Raw genomic sequence first — 20,032 nt, forward strand, 5'->3', positions numbered from 1 at the left:
AGACGTGTTTATGCTAAACAGTCTTCGCTAACAAACACATCCTGCAATAGCCCTGTTTTAATCATTCAAAAGGAGGAGAAGAAGATGGAGGCGGCTAGCAAGGCAGTCGTCAATTTTACCCGTGTTCAGCCGCCAGAAGTACGTTGGTGAAATTATAAAAACGCTACGAGTGACTCCGACACAGATTCAGGTTGCTCATCAGTAACCCAATGTGCAGCGCCCTCTATCCACTTGATAGAAGAATCGGGAATAGCATCCGCTAACATTGGTGCATATTTCGGCTTTTGGAACTCGTCTTTATCTCCCCACAGTATCAATGTTTCATGAGTAAGAGTAGGAAGGCTTCCCGCAATGGCTTGGGTGTATTCTTTATTCAGTCTACGCATATTGCGGAAGAAGGCAGCTTTCCCCTTTTCATTACTCCACGGGGTAATATATAAATCTATCATCTCTTCAACCGGCACCTTGTCTCCGTATACGCCGTTAGGAATGAAATCTTCAAGAATACCGCTAAACTTTTCCACACTAGTGCTTTCTTCGAAACCGTTTTCGAAACTTTGTTATGAGTAATCAATTATGTTAATGCTGAACAGATGAAACCAGTAAAAAAACGAACACAAAATGTTAACCAATTGACAATTAAAAGCGCAGAAATCCACCTCAAATTGTTGACCAATAACCCCTGTATGCTATAACTAATAATAAGTAAAATCCTTCAAACCCTTAGTTTTTGAGCGCCTTCGACTGTAAACAGCATAATTTTAATCTCTTTGGTGCATATAAATATATGATTTGATAAGCCTCTTTTAACAAATACTTCTGTATTTGTAGAATAAGACGTAGATATCCTGAATTGATTGTTTTAAATGGTAGGTTTTGTTAGCGGATTTAGCAGAACAAACGCAGCTAGGCACCGGTATGCTTGAACCTTTTAAAGCAATTGAATTGTGTTGAACAATAAGTACAATTTAACCGATTAAGTTGTATCTGTTTGTACCTAATTATTGCAGTTATAAGGTTTAGTTGATGAAAAATCGTCGCATGTTCTGGCATATCGTTGAAAAAATAGAAGCGCAAATTGACGCTGGCCGATATCCCCCTGGAAGTCGCTTGCCGCCCGAAAGAGAACTTGCTGAAAATTTTGACGTCAGCAGACCAACCATCAGAGAAGCCATTATTGCACTTGAGGTGCGAGGCCGCGTGGAAGTTAAAGTAAGTTCTGGTGTGTATGTGCTAGACAATCAGCCTCAACAAAGTGAAGTACAACGCATTAGTGCTTTTGAGCTTACTCAAGCCCGCGCGCTGGTAGAAGGCGAAGCGGCAGCACTGGCGGCGCTTTCGATAACCGATGAAGAGCTTAATAGTCTTAACGACACCCTTATTGCAATGGAAAATGACGACGAGCCGGAAAAAGCCGATAGAGAATTCCACTCTATTATCGCCAAGGCTACTCGTAATAACGCGCTGTTGTTATCTATTCAACATTATTGGAAGTTAAGAGAATCTCAACCTCAAATCATATCGTCGTACAAAAGCGTTTGCGGTACCAGTAGTCAATACCGGCTAGAAGAGCACAAGCGTATATTTATGGCGTTAAAATCACGTGATTCACAAAGCGCGCGAACCGCCATGCATGGACATTTTAATCGATTGATTAATGCTTTATTTGAAGCATCAGAGGCCAAAGCCTTGGAAGAAATTAAAAAGAAATCAAGCGAAACCCGAGACCGATACTCTATTACTCATTTAGTCGGTTAAGTCGACAGCTCAAACCTATCACTTAATATTAAGCCGCTTAATTCACCTTAAGCGGTTTTTTTATGTCTCTACACCCCTATTTTTAGAAGATACTCATCAACGAAAACTCCCACCACAACAGACTTACCAAAGTGTAAGAATAATAAATAATTTTGGTATGATATGAGTGTTGGATAAAACTATCCACGCCCTTATATTTGAAAATTATTAATTACATTGCGTTTACATTAAGGGGGCGCTGCCTGAATCGACCAGACTTTACTAGACAGATTTTCTTTTGAATTCTTCTAGCTTTTCATAAGCCAGTGGAGGCATATTATTCGCGTCACCATGCTTGCGTCTAGAGTTATAAAACATTTCGATGTAATCGAATATGTCGGCTCTTGCATGTTCACGTGTTGTATAAATTTTTCTCTTTATTCGTTCTCGCTTAAGTAGTTGGAAGAAGCTCTCTGCGACGGCATTATCATGGCAGTTCCCTCGACGGCTCATGCTGGCTTTGAGATTATGTTCAGTTAAGAAGTCACTCCATTCATAACCTGTAAATTGACTCCCTTGATCTGAGTGTATAAGTACCTGCTTTTTAGGCTTTCGTTGTCACACCGCAGCTAGCAGGGCTTGAGTAACAAGCTCAGACTCCATGCGAGAACTCATCGACCAGCCAACAACAGCGCGAGAGTATAAGTCTAAAACGACGGCAAGGTAGAGCCAGCCTTCGTGAGTTCGGATGTAGGTAATATCAGTGACCCAGTATCTGTTCGGTGTGGCAACCGTGAATTGCCTATCAAGCACATTATCGGCAACAACCGCAGGCTTGCCGCTGAAGTGTCCTTTATGCTTTTTATAACCGACTTGTGCCTTTATACCTTCTAGCTTCATCAATTTAGCTACGCGATGTTTGCTGCAAGCTTCGCCTAAATCCTTAAGGTCACTCGTGACTTTTCTATACCCATAGACACAGCCACTTTCTAGCCAAGAATGCTTAATTAACCCCATCAGGCGCTCATCTTCTAACTGTCGCTTTGATTTCGGTTTATCCACCCATGCGTAGAAGCCACTTCGTTGTATTAAAAGTGCTTCACACATGAGTTTTATTGGGTAATTCTTGAGCCTAGCTTTTATGAACGCGTATTTTTCTTTGACTCGCCCGCGAAAAATACGGTTGTAAGTTCAAGTGATCACTGCAACGCTCTTTTCGATTTTGTGTGATGGAGTTTTGAATTTCAAGCTCTTTCTCTAGCTGCTTAATTCGGTCGGATTGTTCTTGAGACTGCCTATGTTCTTCACTCTCTGGGCCGTAGGCTTTTATCCAGTTATACAGCGAACTGCTAGTCACTCCCAGTCTCTCAGAAACGCTTGCCACCGAATAACCTTGGTCGGTAACTTGTTTGACGGCTTGTATTTTAAATTCTTCTGTAAATCGCTGAGACATCTTTTCTCCTTAGTACACACAATTATAAAGCAATTAAGTGTCTAGAGAAGTCTGGTCGATTCACTTCTTTGTTTTATTCAAAACAAAATCCATCTGGATACTGGTGTATTTGATCAAAATCAGCTTTACCTAGTGAGAGGCCACTTACCTTGAGTGAGGCATAAGCCATACTTATATGAAACAAAAAATTTGGAATGGCATAGATATTAATAAACGTATCACGTTCAAAGGATCGTTCAGCAAACCCTGCTGTGATTCCAAACTGCATAGACGTTTGGCTCTCCAATTCCTTGTCTGGTATGGAATCAAGATAACTCATCGTACTCTTCAGCTCATCAATTAGTGCTGCTCGGTCAGTCCCTCTGTAAAACGTGAGGATTTCTCTAGAGGCCAGTTGACAGCAACAACGTAATGTAAATGACACGGCGGTGCTAATATGCTGATGTGCCGGGAACATGGTATCTGTGAGTTGGTGCTTTAAGTGAGAATCTACATTGTCATTTTCTTCAAGAATTCTTTTAACATTTGATAAATAATATAGAAATACTTTTTTTGGATTGTTCATAAACAGTGTTTCCTTATTTCACTTACCACCACGTTTCATATTGAAATCCCACATTCATGCCAGCGGTGGAAACCTCGTATGGGTCATCGACATCAAAGACCGTGATGAAAAACCGATATACTGGTCGATCATAAAAAGTCTTGTTTTTTGAATATTGTAAGCCTAAAGAATACTTTCTATGTCTTGCCGTGTACTTGTCTTTGAGCTCCAATGTGTCAAAACTGATCTCTTGAACCAACGTAATTTCTGATGACAGGTAATTCATAATTCTTAATGCGGTCCCAAACCACTGTTGCGTTTCTGAGACCAGCGTTCCGCTTTCTCTTTTTTCGTATATATTGGTCACTCCCAGACTCCATAAATTGGCGTCGTATACCAACTCATTTACTACTTGAATTCCATTAGTAGTGGGATTAACTCCTCTAGGTTGCGAAAATTCATGGTGTGCGAGCGGGCCGCTCGCTTTTTTTATTGCAAATAAGTAAGTCAGTTCACTATCCACCCGTGTTGTGAAGACTATGCCAAATGCTCTATGTATGCCATGATCAGTATCGTTTCCATAGGTAGTAATAATTTCTAATGACGAGCTATCCAGATACTCAAAAAGATCAGAAATCAACACACGTAAATCTGTCGAATTTATCTTCGATCCCTGAGTATCACTAAAAAAATGTGAACCTGTAACTCGAATATCCTCAGTTACATCATAGTAGCCACCGACACCTTCTCCCCTGTAGTGATAATATTTATAATCATAAATATGCGCTTCCCGGCGTTGATAACTTCTTTTTCCCGTCCAAAGTCCCCACCCAGAAGCAAATCTAACTTGTAAGAACTGCTCGTCGGCGCTGAGTAAGTATGGATCTTGTCCAGGCAAATCCAAGAAATCCCAGCCTATGACACCTAACAGTGTGAACTCGTCAGTTTCATAGGAGGGATGTAATTGGAATTCCAAAAAGCCTTCGCATTCGTTTCCGTATCTGGATTTTGCGAAAGCGTTCAACATACTGTTGCAGTTCATTGTATTCCCGTTATCGACTCCAATTAAAAATCCATGCCGAAAATAGCCTGTTGTATCAAGCTCAAAGGATGCAATGGCTGACCAGCTACTGCAAGTCAGTGTGAGCGCCACGAAAAGAGCAAAAATAAACCTTTTATTCTTCATGCTTAAAGCCATGTAGCACTGTTAGTGGCTAAGTTTAGACTTGTTTGGTGGAGACCAGAATACCGATCCGAATAGAATTTTCGGCCAATATCGAAGCTTATTTTTTTTGAACTCGTCTATAAACCTGATATATGGCAGCAGAATATACCTCATTGGATTCACGCAATAGTCAGTATGTTTACTAAATAATCCGGACTCGGGAATATAATTTACTGGCTCTACATATGTTCCAAACAGTCTATCCCACAGCGTCAAACGTGCTCCAAAGTTGCACCCGGTTCTTTTGTTGTGAATTGGATCTCGAGAGTGATGCGTATAGTGCACACATGTCGTCATGAAAAATAAGCGCAACCATTTAAGCGGTCTGTAACGATTTTCAAGCGCATAAAGCGCAACTGAATGAGAGGGATCAATCCAAAGATTGATTAAAGCCATTGGTATTAGGAAGTAACCTGCATTAGAAAAATCATTGGTAAATAATTTTGCAACAAGAGGGAGCAACATCAACGAAGCGATACCATGCGCATTTAACAGAAAAAATCGTGGCTCTACACCGTGAGTAAGCTGAGTCAGATTTTCATTTCTGTGATGGTATATATGACCTAAGTTCCAAAATACCCTAACATTGTGGATCATCCTATGTGACCAATAAAAACAGAAATCTCCAAGTAACATGGCGATTAAAAAAGCAGATACACCGTCAAGATGAACGAGTGTAGGAATTGAAACAATAAATGAATCGTAACTATCAATTAAGTTCTCTACTGGTAAAAGACTAAAGCTGAAGACACCCAAAAACAGAATAAGAGAGTTAACGACAACCATATTTAGCATATTCGCATAATCGAAAGAGCGGCCAGTGAGGCGTTTGAAGAAAACCAAATCTGCTAGTCCGACAGCTAGACCCCAAACGATTTTTGCGACTGCGATACATATTAGTAGAGAATATAGCTCTGGCGAAATCCAGTCCTGCTGAATACTTTCTACCATATAAAATACTTCAACAGTGCCAGAATGATAAACGTCTATCATTCGCAGTACCTGAGGTTGCCAAATGCTCCAACCTATTACACCTATTGCTATAGTAATTAAAAACAATAACTTTGTTCTCGGTACTTCGATATTGTAGTGCCACATTTTTTTAAGCAGCTGTTTACCTGATTTAAAGGTTTTTGCACTATTGAGGATTCGCTCAGACATAGCAACTTTCCTTGTTTTGTTAGACCGAGCTGTAGAATATGTCGAATTCTATTGAAAATAATCAGTGTATTTATTATTTTACTATCAACCTGTGGTTTATAATCTAAAGCGTTAAATGAGTATTTATAGTGAAGTAGGGGCTTTTCATGCTGTTGTGGAGCAAGGGAGCTTCATAGGCGCTGCTAAAAAACTAGGAGTGAGCAGTACTGCTGTGAGCAACTCAGTGAAAAAGCTTGAGGCTCGGTTGAATGTGAGACTTCTTGAACGATCTACGAGAGTAGTTAGAGAAACCCACGAGGGTAGATCTTTTTATCAACAAAGTCGTTTGGCGTTTGCAAAGCTTGAAGAGTCCTTTGAAGAAGTCAAAGATAAATCGGAAATACTCGCCGGTGAAATAGTAATTGCTGCACCTACTGACTTAGCCAAGACGAGACTTCTCGGGGTTCTTGACTCCTTTTTGTCCATCTATCCCGAGGTTCGTTTTCGGGTAAACACATCTGACTTCGTGGAAGATTTATATTCCGGCGATATTGATATAGCAATAAGGTATGGTATTCCCAGTGATTCAAGACTCGTTGCGCGTCCTCTATCCGATAAGAGAAGAGTCTTATGTGTTTCTCCCGACTTTATACTCAAGCATGGCCATATACAACACCCCTCAGAACTATCTCACCTACCTTGCATCTGTTATAAAGTTCGAGACAAGATAGATAACGAATGGGTTTTCTATAATCGGTCGGGCCAACGAATCCAAGTGAAGGTAAATTCCCAATTTTGTACTGACAACAGCTCCATTGCCAGAGAGTGGGCCGTAAGAGGAAAAGGAATAGTATATAAATCTAGCGTGGACGTACATGAGGATATTAAGAAAGGTCGATTGGTGACAGCACTAAATCAATTTGTAGGCCAAGAGTCCGCATTAAATGTGATCTATCCCTCTGCTCGGTATCAGCCACTAAGAGTTAAATACTTAATAGATTGCCTAATTGAATTCCAGTGGTGAAGGTTTACGCTTTGATTTGATAGTTCATAACTGTAGCGTCCTGACTTCTTCTCCTGTCTGACTGCTAATTACATCTTACGTGGACCATGTTTAAGATTAATCACGCCACTAATTCCATTTATGTGGGACACCGTTATTTTTTGTTGAACTACGACGCGTATATGCAGTTGGTCATTTCATATTTCTAAGATAGTCAGGAGACGCTTGAGCGCTAAAATTGCGGTCCACCTTACTGTATTGGATTCGTGCCAGAGTATTAAGTCTAAAATTTAAGAAGCAGCAAGTTTGGCGTTAGAATGATTAACTATCGCTGTGACTTCAGCGGACACACTGCCGCCGCTTGGTCAGGCTGTTGCGAACGTTGGCCTCAACAAGGAATACAAAAAGCCAGAAATATTTCATGCCTGCAACATGAAATGAGGAGTGGTAGTGTTATTAAAAATGTACACTTTTAACTGTACTGACTCACACATAATTTGCTAGGTTCGGTTCGGATTTTGAATTAAACCAAATCTTACAATTCTCAACTGATTTATTGTTAAAAAGAGCGCAGGCCGTGTTAAAGCAAACATAGGATTTATGATGATGAAAACTGACCGGATTTTTAGTGAAGCGGATCACAGTTTACACCAAGAATTTTCTGCTCAAGATAGTCTTATCAACACAATTGACAATTCAAATCCAGCAGAACTTGTTATTGATAACCCGGCTTCATTTAACATCACCAGAGGGCACACTGATGATGAATCTTTTTCTCAATTGTCTGTTGATATTCCATCAGATGGCATGGATAAGATGGCTATCGCGTGGTGCAAAAAACGTGGACTTCATGGAGCGCTCGGTGGTCCAGTAGGTCGAGAGTTTGGCTCAGTGGATTGCGAATACAATGAGCATATTTCCTATACTATCGAACAAGAAGATGCTGAGCGAGTGGAAGGGGAAAGGCAGTCAGAGACAGAAAGTAATCTTGAATTTGATAACATTTTTGATGTTGTAGCAAACAGTTCAGAAAAGGCCAAGCTGTTAAAAGAAGAGTCCGATAAGTTTATTAATGATAGGGACGCTAGCGAACAAAAAGTGCTATTTTCGACGTTGCATACTAAGCATAAACGAGCGGCTTTTGGAATTCTCAACCATATCAGAGCTAGTCAATCGATGACGAAACTTCACTGTTATCAGCAATAGAAGAGGCGTTGCTAGAAGAACATGTCATGTCTGACAATGAGGATTTTTAGAGTCTGACTGACAATTTGAAATTAGATTAGTTGCTTTAGGAGTTGAATAGAGCATTAATTAGCGCGAAGAGAGTTATGGATCTACAAAAATCGTAACGGTTGCTTTCGTGATAAAGATTTCAAGCCCACATGCATCTAAAAAGTACATTCTTCAAATTTTATGATTATTACCTTGCCTCTTGATATGTTTTTCACCCCAACTTTCTATTTTCGGCCCAAAATGATTGATGACAAACACACCGATAACCAATACAAAACCTGTTATAGGTAGAGCCCATGAAACGAACTCGATACCGCTGATGCTTGTCATGCTCTTCTCCGACAACAAGATAAATTCTCACACCAAGACCGATTCCTACTAATTCAAAAGCCACTGCATAGCCTCAACATTGTTATCATTTTATTTGATTTGTTATCATTTATTGTGAAATTTTACTTTATGAAGTAACAACCTAAAGCAGTACTTCCCTACACGATGTGTGTACACGATATTTCCCCCAGTGCTTTTACTCGATGCTGTCGACGCAAAGCCCTTAGCCTAATAGAAAGCCCTAGTCTCATATAAAATAATATCCGCACATTCTATAAAAGATAATGGCCACATGACTTACTGCACGCTTCGTATTTCCCCACACGAATGTAAAGCGGCTTTACACTTTATTTCAGGCAATAGCACTAAATTTACGTTAGGATAGCGCTTCAGAATACCGCCTAAATTTCACCCATTTCACTATGTAAAACACTATCTACTGCGCTATCGAGCTAGACTAGCGCTAACCTTGCTTCTTAGTTTGCTGACATACTAGCTACAGCCCGGTATATTTCTACTTCAAAGGAAAATCTTATGAAAGTCTTATCTTTATTCGTTATATTATCATTTTCGGCACACGCTTCTGCCAACGACACGCTTAACAAACTAAAAGGTATGTTGGGTGATGCCAGTACATCCACTTCACAAACCACAGAAGCGGCTGAGGCTAGCTCGTTAGATGTGTCTAGTTTGGTAAGTATGGTGTCAGAAAATTTAGGCGTAAGTGAAACGCAATCTGAAGGTGGTTTAGCCTCTATTTTTGATTATGCTAAAGGCAACCTCACTACTGCTGATTATTCAGAACTTGCCAGAGCCATCCCTGGGTTAGACTCTTTGTTAGAAAACGTACCTTCTGTTGCGGCAGATTCTACTAATGGCGGTTCAACTATGTCAGGCTTGCTAAGCAAAGCCTCTGAATATAGTAGCTCTCTAGGTTCTATAAACGAATTGAAGCAACAATTCGATGCACTGGGTTTAGATGCAGATATGATAAGCAGCTTTATCACACAAATTAACACTTACCTAAACAGCAATGAAGAAACACAATCTTTACTTCAGTCTGGTTTAGGTAATTTAGCCTCAATGCTTTAATATTTATTTTGGCGGCTGAGTGAGTGATTGACCTATGCCATCATTTATTCGCCGCTTTTTCCTCTTCTTTTTAATACGTCTAGAATAATTATGCCCATAAAAAACTTAACCACTTCATTTAAGCAGCAACCTAAATGGCGGCGTATTGCTACCTACTTTCTGTTGGCATACTTATTCTACGCGTTAATACTGGGTCTTGTTGCGCCTATGTTTCTTGAATCCAAAGCACCAAGAATATTGAGTGAACAGTTAGGCCGAAATGTCAGTATCGACAATATTCGCATTAACCCTTTCTTGCTGCGCGCTAGGGTGTCTGGATTTTCTATTGAAGAAGCGAGTAGCGACGATGAATTTATTGCGTTTACACTGCTTGAGCTTGATGTGGGCTTTTGGCACACCCTATTCAGCTTTACCCCTACCCTAGAGCACATTTATCTAAATGCCCCTTATGCACGCTTTGCTCGGGTATCGGAAGGTGATACTTCACTAGCGTCTCATCAAGATACCACCGTATTTAATTTTTCTGACATTATAGATACGCTCGCTAAAGCTAATCACGATACAACCGAGCATGAAGCGCAAGAGCAAAGCGAAATACCTCATATTCGCTTGGGGAAATTTCGCCTGAGCAATGGCCACATCTCCGTGGCCGATTATGTCACCGACACACAGCTTGATTACCCAGAGTTGTCTTTTACGCTAAATAATCTTGATACCCTAGCCACTTCCTTAAATGTAGATGCAGGCCAAAGTCAGGTTAGTGCCGCTGGTAATAGCGCTATTAGTGCAAAGAACAGCTCTGAAAATAGCAGCAACGATGAATCAGCCAACTACTATTCGTTTACCCTAGCGACCACCGAAGGCGGCAGCGTTCAATTCGATGGGCAGTTTCAGCTGTCTCCCATAGATATAGCGGGTAGTTTTGAGGTTAGCCAAATTGCATTAGCCCCGCTTTGGCCATTATCTGATGACATACTTGATGCGAAAATAACAAACGGCGCCCTAAGTTTTTCCCTCAATTATCATCTATCACAAGACAATAATGATTTTCGCTTTCAAGCAAATAATGCCGACTTATCTTTGTCTCAATTAGTAATTTCTGACAAAGAAAGCCCTAGAGTTAAGCTTGCTGAATTACGCGTTGGTGATATAAACCTAGATACCAAAACGCAGCAGGTTAATGTTGCTAATATTAGCCTAGAGCAGCCTTGGATAAGTGCTCAAATCGACGAATCGGGCGTAGATTTAGTATCAATATTTACCCCAAAAGGGTTTGATGAAAAAGTTTCGCAAGCGGCCTCGAGCACGCCGGCCACAGCACCAAACACAGAGAACTCAGCTTCCGTCGATGCCAAACAAAGCGATAAAGCGGCATGGCGGGTAGTACTGCAAACGTTCGCGTTAAACGACGCCGATATACTCGTAAGAGAAAATATGGTTTCTAACGGGGTTAATTGGCGAGTATTTCCGCTAAATTTAAGCACGGGCGTTATAGATTCTACCCTTACAACCCCAATCGATTACACTATTGATATGAAGCTCGGTGGCAGCCTAGCGCAGTCTTCCACTTCAAGCCTATCAGCCACTTCATCGATAACTACACCCGCTTCATCAATAAGCAGTAAAGGCGCTATTTCGGCAAATGAACAAGCCGTGTCGGGGACTATTGATATCAGCCAATTCGGCCTTTCCCAACTTCAGCCTTATGTGGCGCAGTATTTAAATCTTGCTCTTGAAGATGGCAGTGCAGATCTTTCAGGTAGTTTTGAAGCCAATAGTGACAGTAAAGTAGTATTTAATGGGCAGGCGAGCATAGCGTCACTCACGGTTATCGATGATTTAAAGCAAGAGCCTTTGCTGCAATGGGCCGACCTTCAAATTAAAGGTATTAAGTATAATTCTACTGACAGCACCCTTTCTTTAGAAAAAATCACGCTGGATAAACCCTACGCTAAGCTATTAATCGCTGAAGACAAGCAAACTAACTTCAGTAATATTGTAGTAGAACAAACTGCCTCCCCCTCTATTTCGACACCAGAAACCAAAACCCAACCTGAATCTAAACAGGGAGCTCACCCCAGCGCTGACGAAGAAGTCTCTGAGCTTGTTATTCGCATTGGTGAAATTGTCTTTAATGATGGTAGCGCCTACTTTGCTGATAATTCTTTGCGCCCTCGCTTTGCTTCTGGAATTGAAAGCTTAAACGGCAGCATTACTAAACTCTCATCAAATGCCGACACCGCCGCAAATGTAGACGTAAAGGGTAAAATAGATGGCTACGCGCCAGTTGCTTTGTACGGCGCGATTAACCCGCTAATAAAAGATATCTTTTTAGACCTCACTTTCACCGTAGAAGGCGCGGAACTTACGTCAGTAAACCCTTATTCAGGTACTTATATGGGGCACTTTATTGATAAAGGTTTATTGTCCCTCGATATTCAGTATTTATTGGAGGATAACCAATTAGCGGGCAATAACCATGTAGTCATTGACCAACTTACCTTAGGTAGGAAAACAGACTCTGACCAAGCGCTTAGCTTACCGCTTGGGCTGGCCATAGCTTTATTAGAAGACTCAAACGGTGTTATCGATCTAGGTCTTGAAGTGTCGGGTGATTTAGATAGCCCAACCTTTGGGTTCGGCTCTATTATATTAAAAGCAATTGGTAACTTAATCACGAAAGCGGTGACTGCGCCATTTTCGTTGTTGGCGAACTTAGTCGGCAGCGATGACGATAAGCTTAACGAAATCGACTTTGCACATGGCTCATCACAGCTAAGTGATGCTGCATCAAGCAAACTCGCTACCCTTGCCGATGCGCTAGCAAAACGCCCTGGACTTCGCGTGAATATTGAAGGCACTGTAGATGAAGTACCTGACGCTTATGAACTAGCGGAACAGAAACTGCAACAACAGCTGTTGGCCTTTTCTGGCCAACAGGCGCTACCAGAAAGCTTGTCGCCAAGTACTATGCCGATAAGCGGCCCTCTCGCTGACGCATTAAGTGAGTTATTCGTTAGCAGCACCGGCAAAACAGTAGAAGAAGAACGCGTAGTGGTAATAGCTAAATTGCAGCAAAGCGGTGAAGATACAGGTAAAGATACTGCAGATAGCGAAACAACACCTGTTCAAGTAGCACCTGATGCCGCGCAAGTCGAACAAGCACTCTATATCGCCATGTACAATCAAGTAAGAAGTGCCATGGACATACCGAAGCGGGAACTTGCCCATTTAGCTGATGCCCGCGCCAAAACGGTGAAAAACTTCTTGGCAAATGAACTTGCGGTAGACGCGAATCGTCTGTTTTTACTGAATAGTCGACAACATTTACAGCTTAAAAAGAGCGGAGTCGCCTTAACGCTTGAGGCTAACTAACTCTTCAGCCAGCTCATTCATATTTCTCAATGCTACTTATTACAATTTTGTTATTGCGTGCTAGCCGCGTTATTAGGACGCGGCTAATACTGCAATAAGCAGCATAGAAAGCATCTCTGAAGGCTCTTCTGAATAATGCCCGTTGTCTTCGCCACCTTCATTTGCCACAGCTTTGAAGAACGGGATGCTATGGGGTTTAGTGAGTGCGATAACGTTATACGACGCATCCCCACGGCGGGTTGCGTTACCTGTGTACATGGCCATTACACTACGTAATTTATTGCTCGATATAAAACTGCCAATACTATTTAAAATTTCAGTCTCATAGTTTTTACTCACCTGAACGCCTCTTCCTGCATTAATTAACCTGTTTGCCTGAGCCTCAGATATTGCATAAATATCAAAGCTTCGAGAGCCAATCATTTCATAGGGACCTACATCACCGATAAGTACGTAAGCTTTGCGCACTTTGTCATTGGGTGGTGAGAACATCGCCATGGCATTCGATACCGCCTCTGGCACATCGGTTTCGCCAGGCAAGAGCTCAAGGGCATCTATCTGTTGAATAAACCTCTCTCTTGACGTCTTTGTGATAACAACACTTGGGACAGTGATAAATTTTCCATCTCCACCATAGGCCACCACACCAATCTTAAATTCACGGGTAACTTTGGGCACTTCAATGGTGAGCCGCTTAATGGCATCTTTTAATCTCTGCAAAGGCACTGCCATCGAGCCGCTGATATCAATGGTAATCACTAACTCTATCGGGTATTTATTTATGCCTTCTGCAAGTTCTTGCTTGGCTTCTTCTAAGCTTTTTTGCGCTGAAGCTAACTCTTTTTTGGTCTGCGTGGACTCGGCTTTAGCCGCATCAAGTTCTTTTTTAATTTCACTTATAGATTCGGGAGAAGAACCCGTATTGGGGAAAAAAGGCAGTGCAATAATGGCTAAAAACATGAATGCCCCCATTGCCGAGGCAAACAGATCAAGTGCAGACATGCTGAATACGTTGACTTCCCTGTTACGTAATTTCATAAAGCCTCGACATTAATGCAGCGCTAAAAATCGTTTGCCAACACAGTAAGGCAATCATTCAGCTAGCGCCAACAGCACGGTCCCTACAAAAGATCCGCCACCAGTGACAAACTTACCGCCCCCAGTCTCTGCTAGTTGTTTTAAGTAGGCACGTCCGAGGGCATTCTGAGTTGGCACGAAAACCGTTGAAACTTGGCTTTTCTCACCACTTTGATTAAACCGACTCGCCTGACCTAATACTTGTGAAGAAACGCTAGCGTAGGCACCGTTATCGCTAATAAAAATAATGGTTTTTGATTTAGATGAGGCGCGCCACTTCAATGCTGATGCTTTGTTCATTGCAAGATTTATCGCTTCTTCGCCGTCTTGGTTACAGTTATGACTACCAGCGCGCATGGTATTCACAAAACGTTGTAACTGATTAACTGAACTCGTATTTAGCTTAATGATATCGTGACTTTTTATTGCCCCTCTTGGCTCACATCTGTCTTTAAAATCAATGACGCCAAGTGCCGCATCAGGGGATAACTTCATCAACAAATTGGCGATGTCGACAATTTCAGCCCTCAGCCCCTTAACTTGTTTATCCATGCTAGCGGTTGTATCAAGCGCAATTACCATATCCATGGTAGGAAAAGATATCTTAGATGTGCTTTGCTCTTCGTCTAGTTTCTTTTGAACTTCATCCCTTTGCTTTGCTATCTCCGCTTTTTGTTTTTGTTCTTCGGCAATTTGCGCTTCCGCTTTTTTAAGCTCGCTTTTAATGTCGGCCACTCGCTCAGCTGAATCTCCCGTATTGGGGAAAAACGGCAGTGCGATGATGGCTAAAAACATAAAAGCGCCCATGGCAGACGCAAATAAGTCTAATGCCGACATACTAAATACGTTTACTTCCCTGCTACGCACTTTCATTTGGTTTCACCTGTTCTTTCAGCTAAGACGGTAAAAAATGGACAGAAAAAGTCACCGTTCCTATTCGAAGGGTATCGCCATTTTTTAGTTCGGCCTTCGTGTTTGGCGCTAAGTCTTTATCATTTATGGCAGTCCCATTTACGCTGCTTAAATCTTCAATCATTACCTTATTGTCTATCAAGATAACGTTTAAATGCTCTCTTGAAACACCCGGCACATTAATAACGTAGTTTGCTTTTTGTGCTGAACGGCCTATTAATATGCCGCCTTCGGTTCTGGCTAAAGTAGACCCAATAACTTTAATACGATGCTCACCACCTGCTTCATCTTTGCCATCTAGAATAATGTCGTCGAACGTTGCCGACGCCATACTGAGCGCTTCTTGTGCCGATGCCACTTTGGCTTTCTCTGCCGAGAGTTGTTGCTTGTTTTCCGAGGCCTCTTGCTCTACTTCAAGCAGTTTTTTTCTACGGCGGCTTAAAACAATAAGCACCACAATCAGCACTAGAATGATTGGAATTGCATAGTAAATAAGTTTTTGTTGCTCACTTTTCTTTTCTTCTTCGAATTCCTGCTCTTTTTGTTTACTCTTCGCTTCGGTTTCTTTTACTTTTTCTTCTTGTTCTTTAATCGCTTTTTCAGCATCTTCCAGCTTTTTCTGTTGCTCAATAGTTTGCTGCCTGGCTTCTTCTAGTGCCTCTTCGGCCTTTTGACGTTCTGCATCTTGCCGGGTCGTATCAGCTTTAGCTTCTTCTAGCGCTTTTTTCTTTGCTTCCGCTTCCTTCTTTAACTTTTCAAGCTCTTCTTCCACCGCTTTGCGTTCCGCTTCTTGCTTCTCAAGTGTTGCTTGCTGCTTTTTCTTCTCTTCTTCTAACGCAGCCAGTTGGTCAGCTTCAGACAAACAGCTATTTTCTGATTCTGTGAAATCTATGTTGTGCTTAGTAAGGAACGCTGTTAGCGTTCTTAAGTTGGTTGCGGCTGAAAATGATGAAGACAGTTTAAGGCGCTTGTCGAATACCCCTTTGGTATCGCTAACACTCACGCCTAATAGCTCTTGGCAGTTGTTCACTAGCGGCGCACCAAACTCCCCTTCAGTTAATAATGCCGTATGCTGCCAGCGCTGTTCAGGGTGGCTTTTATTTACAGGAAGTATGGAGTGAAGAGTGCCTGCCGTAGAGAGTCCATTTAGCTTCACCAAATAGATTTTGCTACCAATGGCAGTATTCTCTTTCGCCACCACCACAGGGGTACCCGATAGTCCATTCACATGTAGAATAGCTAAGTCTAAGCTTTCATCTTTTGCTGATAGGTCAGCTATCAACTTTGCCTTACTGGTAGGGTCGGTGACGACATACTGATTGCCTTGCGCCAGCAGTTTTTGGTTGATGATGATGGTTTCGTTTGCAACCAGCGTAGCAATGCCTGTTTGCTCTACTTTTCCATCATCAAGCACCTCTATAGGAACGGTAGTAAAGGCATAGGATGGCAAAGTAAAAATTACCCAAAGTGTAATAAACATCCCTACTCTATACACAAGCGTATTCCTCAATTTATCTATCAGTTGATTTAGTTAATGGGTAGATGGCTCTTCTAATGTTTCACCCGCTTCCGGCTGCACCGTAGCGGGCTCATTTACAACAGGTTCTTTTACCTGCATGACAATAAGCGTCGCGTTGTCTTGCTTGGGTCGTTCTTGTGCTTTAACCGCATTTAACAGTGCCATTGTTAGCTCAGCACTATCATTTGAAGACTGTTGGCATACCCCGATAATGGTTTCATCACTACAACTTTCCACCCCATCACTAGCCAAAATAAGCAAATCATTTGGTTTAAGCTCTCTAGAATCGTCCGGCGCATCAACCCGTTCAATATTTCCGCCCATTACTGCTTCGAGTAATTGAGAGCGAACCGGTGATGTCCTTGCTTCCTCGCTTGATATTTCGCCTAACTCCACTTTTCTAGCCAAGACTTCCGACATAGAATGGTTTTCGTTAAGTCGCACCAACGTTTTGTTACGCAGTAACCACATTGGGCTGTCTCCTACACTTAACCACTGTAGATGTAAGCCATCAAAAACTGCCGCTATTAACGTGGTCCCCATACCTGATAACTCAGGGTTTTCTTTTACCTGATGATAAATAGCAAGGTTGGCCGCATCTAACGCGTTAATTAAACGCTGCTTAATATCCTGTTCATCGCTTTCAATAAATTGCTGTTTGAATGTATCGATAACCAAGCTACTGGCGATATCTCCTCCAACATGCCCCCCCATCCCATCAGCTAACAGCAACAACCGGAAACCGTTAGGCCAAGTTACTACTGAGGCACTGTCTTGTTGGCTTTTTCGAGCACCAATTATTTGAGACCACGCCACCTGAACCGAATACATGATTAATCCTCTTCCATACTTTCCCAAGTGAAGTTTTCGCCACACAAAGGCACAAACCTCAATGTGGTTTCACCAATAGAAATATGACTAAAAGCAGGTAATATCATGGGCTGCAGTACGGGCGAAGGCTGGTTATCTAAATAGGTCATATTGGTACCTGAGCCCGGCTGAATATAGAACTGGTTACCCCTAGGATCGTAAGAGATAGTGGCATGATTAGCCCTTGATACTTGCCCATCACCAAAATCAACACTGACTCTTTCAGATGCACTTCGCCCAATACTATTTTGACCAAAGCCCAATTTTAAAAAGTGCCCTTTACCTGGCCCTTTTACCACCACAAGCCAACCAGAGATGGGGTCTTGCATAGGGTCAGGCATAGAATGTGGTGACTGCGCGGCGGTTTCAGTCGTACTGACTGGCGGCGCACTAGGTCTTCTGTTTCCCCCTACCACAGTGGGTAGTGCATCAATGTCATCGTGTTCTGATATTTCAGCGTTTTCTCGAATATCAACGGTCTCAGCAGGTGATGTCGTATGCTGGCGGTTGGCTGGAGTTGTTGAAGGTTCATCAAATATTAAACCAGACGTTGCAGGCCTTGAAGGCCTTGTACTTGATGGCATAGTATTGGTGGGAGAAGGTGTGGTAACCGTTGGCCCATCATTAGCGGTATTGCTACCTATACCACTCGCGCGCGTTTCAGGTTCGGTTGGAGCCGTACCTTTAGGAGCTGTACCTCCAGGAGCTATGACTGAAGGCATATCAACTGGAACGCCATCTGGGCCTCGTTTAATCGCCATGGTGCACCTCTATTTGTTTTCGTAAAGTCTATTAATTAAATTATCCATACAATATTGACCGGCACTATTAAGTGCCATTTCTTCTCTGGCCTGCACTATATGCAGTAAGAAAACCAATACCGCAGACATGATCAGCGCCACTAACGTGGTGTTAAACGCTAAGCCTAAATCTGTGGTCAACAACCCTAACCATTCACGAATCGCGTCTGTGTCTGATACATCGGGCATGTCTGCCGCCGACGATAAAGCTAAAGCAATACCCACCACAGTACCGATAAACCCCAGCGTAGGTATTAACCACACAAGGTATCGCAACATATTAAATTTGAGCTCTATTTCATGCTGCATTAACTCAAGGCTAGAATTCATTAAGGAGTTGGCTTGGTCGGCTGAATTACTGCCTTGGAATTGCAGGATCACCCGTTTGGTGAGCCGTTGAACAAAGAAGTGTTGAGCAACTTTGCGCTCGCATATACCGGTATAAATAGGTACCAGATCTTTCGCCCTCAGCATAACGTCGTCTTCTTCAGGCAAAATATAAAGCTTAAGCTGCTCTAACTCTTTGGCTGAACGATTGTGCCTAACCCACATTTCGCCTAGCCCGATAAAGAACATGAGCCACATTAGGTTTTGTAAGGTAGCGGGAAACATACCACTGCTGCGATCGAACAATACGTCGCCCACGTTTATTTGACCGGTTTTGGCTTCGCTGACAGGAAGTATTAATGCAAATACGCCAACCACAAATATGGTGATAAATATGGCGACTAAAGCCACAATAACCCGATATTTCTGCTCGTCTGATTCCAATAAATTCATAACGTTTACCAATCCATGTTTCATGTTAGCTATTTACGAGGACGATTCAATTTCACCCGTAGCAGTGTTGCGAATAGGCTTAAATGACATAGGCTCGACATCTTCATTCACTTCTTTTTGCTTTAAAAAGCCAGCCACTGCGGGCGAATTTATAATGCTACTGAGCTTAATTTTTTTCGTTCCCAACACGAGGGAATCGGCTCCGTCTATGTAGCCTTGCTTAAGCGGCTTCCATTCGCCGTTTTTTTTTAAAAAAGTGCCGTGAGTCGACATACGATCTGCGCAAAAGTAGCGCCCGTCATTGGTGACAGTTATTTCCATGTGAATGCGAGAAATACTCGGGTCGGCAATACAGATATCAGCTTGGCTCGACCTACCTACTGTGTAAGTTGCAAACGCCATATCACTCTTCCAACGCATATCGGGTTCGCATGGCAACAATGTCTTTTATACCGGTAGAAACAATGCCGACTTGACTTTCAACACTATTAATTTGCGAATCTAAATGCCTTAGGTCTTCAACCAGTTCATCCTTACTCCCCTCTTTCTCCTGTAGTTGTGCATTCTTTTGCTCAATGAGTAGTGCACTGTCTTTATTCTTCTGATTCAATGCTAAGGTTTGCTTTTCAACTTCCTCAATTTCCAACTGTAAATCGGTGAGTTGTTGCTCGGTAAGTTCGTAGCTAGACAGCTCTTTTTTGACCAAGTAAAGCTGGCTCATATAGTAATCAACTTCTTCATCGATTCCCTTCACCCGGCTATTTAACCCATCGAGCTTCTCTTGCATACTCGCAATAGTTTTTTCATCTAAGCCACTTACACTCGCCCAGATACGATCACTAGTACTTTGTTCTGTGGGATCTGCCGAAACCGCACACCCCACTACTACTATGCTAAGTAGCACCACACCTAATTTATATAACTTGTTCATTTCGTGGC

Annotated in this window: 18 protein-coding genes and 1 pseudogene; 5 read left to right on the forward strand and 14 right to left on the reverse strand. The window is 42.2% G+C overall.

Going from position 1 to position 20,032, the window contains the following annotated elements; translation table 11 throughout:
* Positions 1-152 precede the first annotated feature (152 nt).
* Positions 153-524 carry an alpha/beta fold hydrolase gene (locus tag C7Y69_RS09915; protein ID WP_013782716.1) on the reverse strand — a complete coding sequence of 124 codons (372 nt, stop codon included), beginning with the start codon at positions 522-524 and terminating at the stop codon, positions 153-155.
* A gap of 502 nt (positions 525-1,026) precedes the next feature.
* Between C7Y69_RS09915 and C7Y69_RS09920 the strand changes: the two genes are divergently transcribed.
* The gene (locus tag C7Y69_RS09920; protein WP_013782715.1) at positions 1,027-1,758 is read left to right on the forward strand and encodes a FadR/GntR family transcriptional regulator; all 732 of its coding nucleotides are present in this window, start codon (positions 1,027-1,029) and stop codon (positions 1,756-1,758) included.
* 261 nt (positions 1,759-2,019) lie between these two features.
* On the opposite strand, the pseudogene C7Y69_RS09925 reads toward C7Y69_RS09920, so the two are convergent.
* The 4 genes and pseudogenes from C7Y69_RS09925 to C7Y69_RS09940 all read right to left on the reverse strand — a co-directional run bounded on the left by C7Y69_RS09925 (position 2,020) and on the right by C7Y69_RS09940 (position 6,120).
* Positions 2,020-3,190 (reverse strand): annotated as a pseudogene (locus tag C7Y69_RS09925) (IS3 family transposase).
* Positions 3,191-3,263: 73 nt separating this feature from the next.
* Complete coding sequence (locus C7Y69_RS09930; RefSeq protein WP_013782711.1) at positions 3,264-3,755, reverse strand: DUF1993 family protein; 492 nt, start codon at positions 3,753-3,755, stop codon at positions 3,264-3,266.
* Between the two features lie 22 nt (positions 3,756-3,777).
* A complete protein-coding gene (locus tag C7Y69_RS09935; RefSeq protein WP_041452458.1) occupies positions 3,778-4,920 on the reverse strand; it encodes a carbohydrate porin in 1,143 nt (380 codons plus the stop codon).
* A 21-nt stretch (positions 4,921-4,941) separates the two neighbouring features.
* On the reverse strand, positions 4,942-6,120 hold the full coding sequence (locus tag C7Y69_RS09940) for a sterol desaturase family protein (protein ID WP_013782709.1): 1,179 nt from the start codon (positions 6,118-6,120) through the stop codon (positions 4,942-4,944).
* A 115-nt stretch (positions 6,121-6,235) separates the two neighbouring features.
* Between C7Y69_RS09940 and C7Y69_RS09945 the strand changes: the two genes are divergently transcribed.
* Positions 6,236-7,123, forward strand: coding sequence for a LysR family transcriptional regulator (locus C7Y69_RS09945; RefSeq protein ID WP_013782708.1), 888 nt, complete (start codon positions 6,236-6,238; stop codon positions 7,121-7,123).
* Between the two features lie 582 nt (positions 7,124-7,705).
* Positions 7,706-8,308: a hypothetical protein gene (locus C7Y69_RS09950; protein WP_126872594.1), complete on the forward strand. Its 603-nt coding sequence runs from the start codon at positions 7,706-7,708 to the stop codon at positions 8,306-8,308.
* Positions 8,309-8,509: 201 nt separating this feature from the next.
* Here C7Y69_RS09950 and C7Y69_RS21560 read toward each other — a convergent pair whose 3' ends face one another.
* The gene (locus C7Y69_RS21560) at positions 8,510-8,668 is read right to left on the reverse strand and encodes a hypothetical protein (protein WP_185864160.1); all 159 of its coding nucleotides are present in this window, start codon (positions 8,666-8,668) and stop codon (positions 8,510-8,512) included.
* Between the two features lie 534 nt (positions 8,669-9,202).
* Here C7Y69_RS21560 and C7Y69_RS09955 point away from each other — a divergent pair.
* Both C7Y69_RS09955 and C7Y69_RS09960 read left to right on the forward strand, forming a co-directional pair.
* The gene (locus C7Y69_RS09955) at positions 9,203-9,760 is read left to right on the forward strand and encodes a DUF2780 domain-containing protein (RefSeq protein WP_126872595.1); all 558 of its coding nucleotides are present in this window, start codon (positions 9,203-9,205) and stop codon (positions 9,758-9,760) included.
* 90 nt (positions 9,761-9,850) lie between these two features.
* Positions 9,851-13,135 carry a DUF748 domain-containing protein gene (locus C7Y69_RS09960; protein ID WP_126872596.1) on the forward strand — a complete coding sequence of 1,095 codons (3,285 nt, stop codon included), beginning with the start codon at positions 9,851-9,853 and terminating at the stop codon, positions 13,133-13,135.
* Positions 13,136-13,207: 72 nt separating this feature from the next.
* Here C7Y69_RS09960 and C7Y69_RS09965 read toward each other — a convergent pair whose 3' ends face one another.
* The 8 genes from C7Y69_RS09965 to C7Y69_RS10000 all read right to left on the reverse strand — a co-directional run bounded on the left by C7Y69_RS09965 (position 13,208) and on the right by C7Y69_RS10000 (position 20,024).
* Entirely contained in the window at positions 13,208-14,137 is a 930-nt protein-coding gene (locus tag C7Y69_RS09965; RefSeq protein ID WP_185864161.1) for a vWA domain-containing protein, read from the reverse strand.
* 90 nt (positions 14,138-14,227) lie between these two features.
* Positions 14,228-15,085, reverse strand: a complete 858-nt coding sequence (locus tag C7Y69_RS09970; RefSeq protein ID WP_126872598.1) for a VWA domain-containing protein — start codon at positions 15,083-15,085, stop codon at positions 14,228-14,230.
* A 22-nt stretch (positions 15,086-15,107) separates the two neighbouring features.
* Positions 15,108-16,604, reverse strand: coding sequence for an FHA domain-containing protein (locus C7Y69_RS09975; protein WP_126872599.1), 1,497 nt, complete (start codon positions 16,602-16,604; stop codon positions 15,108-15,110).
* A gap of 51 nt (positions 16,605-16,655) precedes the next feature.
* Complete coding sequence (locus C7Y69_RS09980) at positions 16,656-17,474, reverse strand: PP2C family protein-serine/threonine phosphatase (RefSeq protein WP_126872600.1); 819 nt, start codon at positions 17,472-17,474, stop codon at positions 16,656-16,658.
* Positions 17,475-17,476: 2 nt separating this feature from the next.
* Positions 17,477-18,274, reverse strand: coding sequence for an FHA domain-containing protein (locus C7Y69_RS21715; protein WP_221885330.1), 798 nt, complete (start codon positions 18,272-18,274; stop codon positions 17,477-17,479).
* 9 nt (positions 18,275-18,283) lie between these two features.
* Positions 18,284-19,093, reverse strand: coding sequence for a MotA/TolQ/ExbB proton channel family protein (locus C7Y69_RS09990; protein WP_126872601.1), 810 nt, complete (start codon positions 19,091-19,093; stop codon positions 18,284-18,286).
* A gap of 33 nt (positions 19,094-19,126) precedes the next feature.
* Positions 19,127-19,495, reverse strand: a complete 369-nt coding sequence (locus tag C7Y69_RS09995; protein WP_013782697.1) for an FHA domain-containing protein — start codon at positions 19,493-19,495, stop codon at positions 19,127-19,129.
* A 1-nt stretch (position 19,496) separates the two neighbouring features.
* Positions 19,497-20,024: a hypothetical protein gene (locus C7Y69_RS10000; protein ID WP_126872602.1), complete on the reverse strand. Its 528-nt coding sequence runs from the start codon at positions 20,022-20,024 to the stop codon at positions 19,497-19,499.
* Between the last annotated feature and the right edge of the window lie 8 nt (positions 20,025-20,032).

The sequence above is a fragment of the Alteromonas sp. KS69 genome (assembly GCF_003989595.1).
Lineage (GTDB): Bacteria > Pseudomonadota > Gammaproteobacteria > Enterobacterales > Alteromonadaceae > Alteromonas > Alteromonas naphthalenivorans.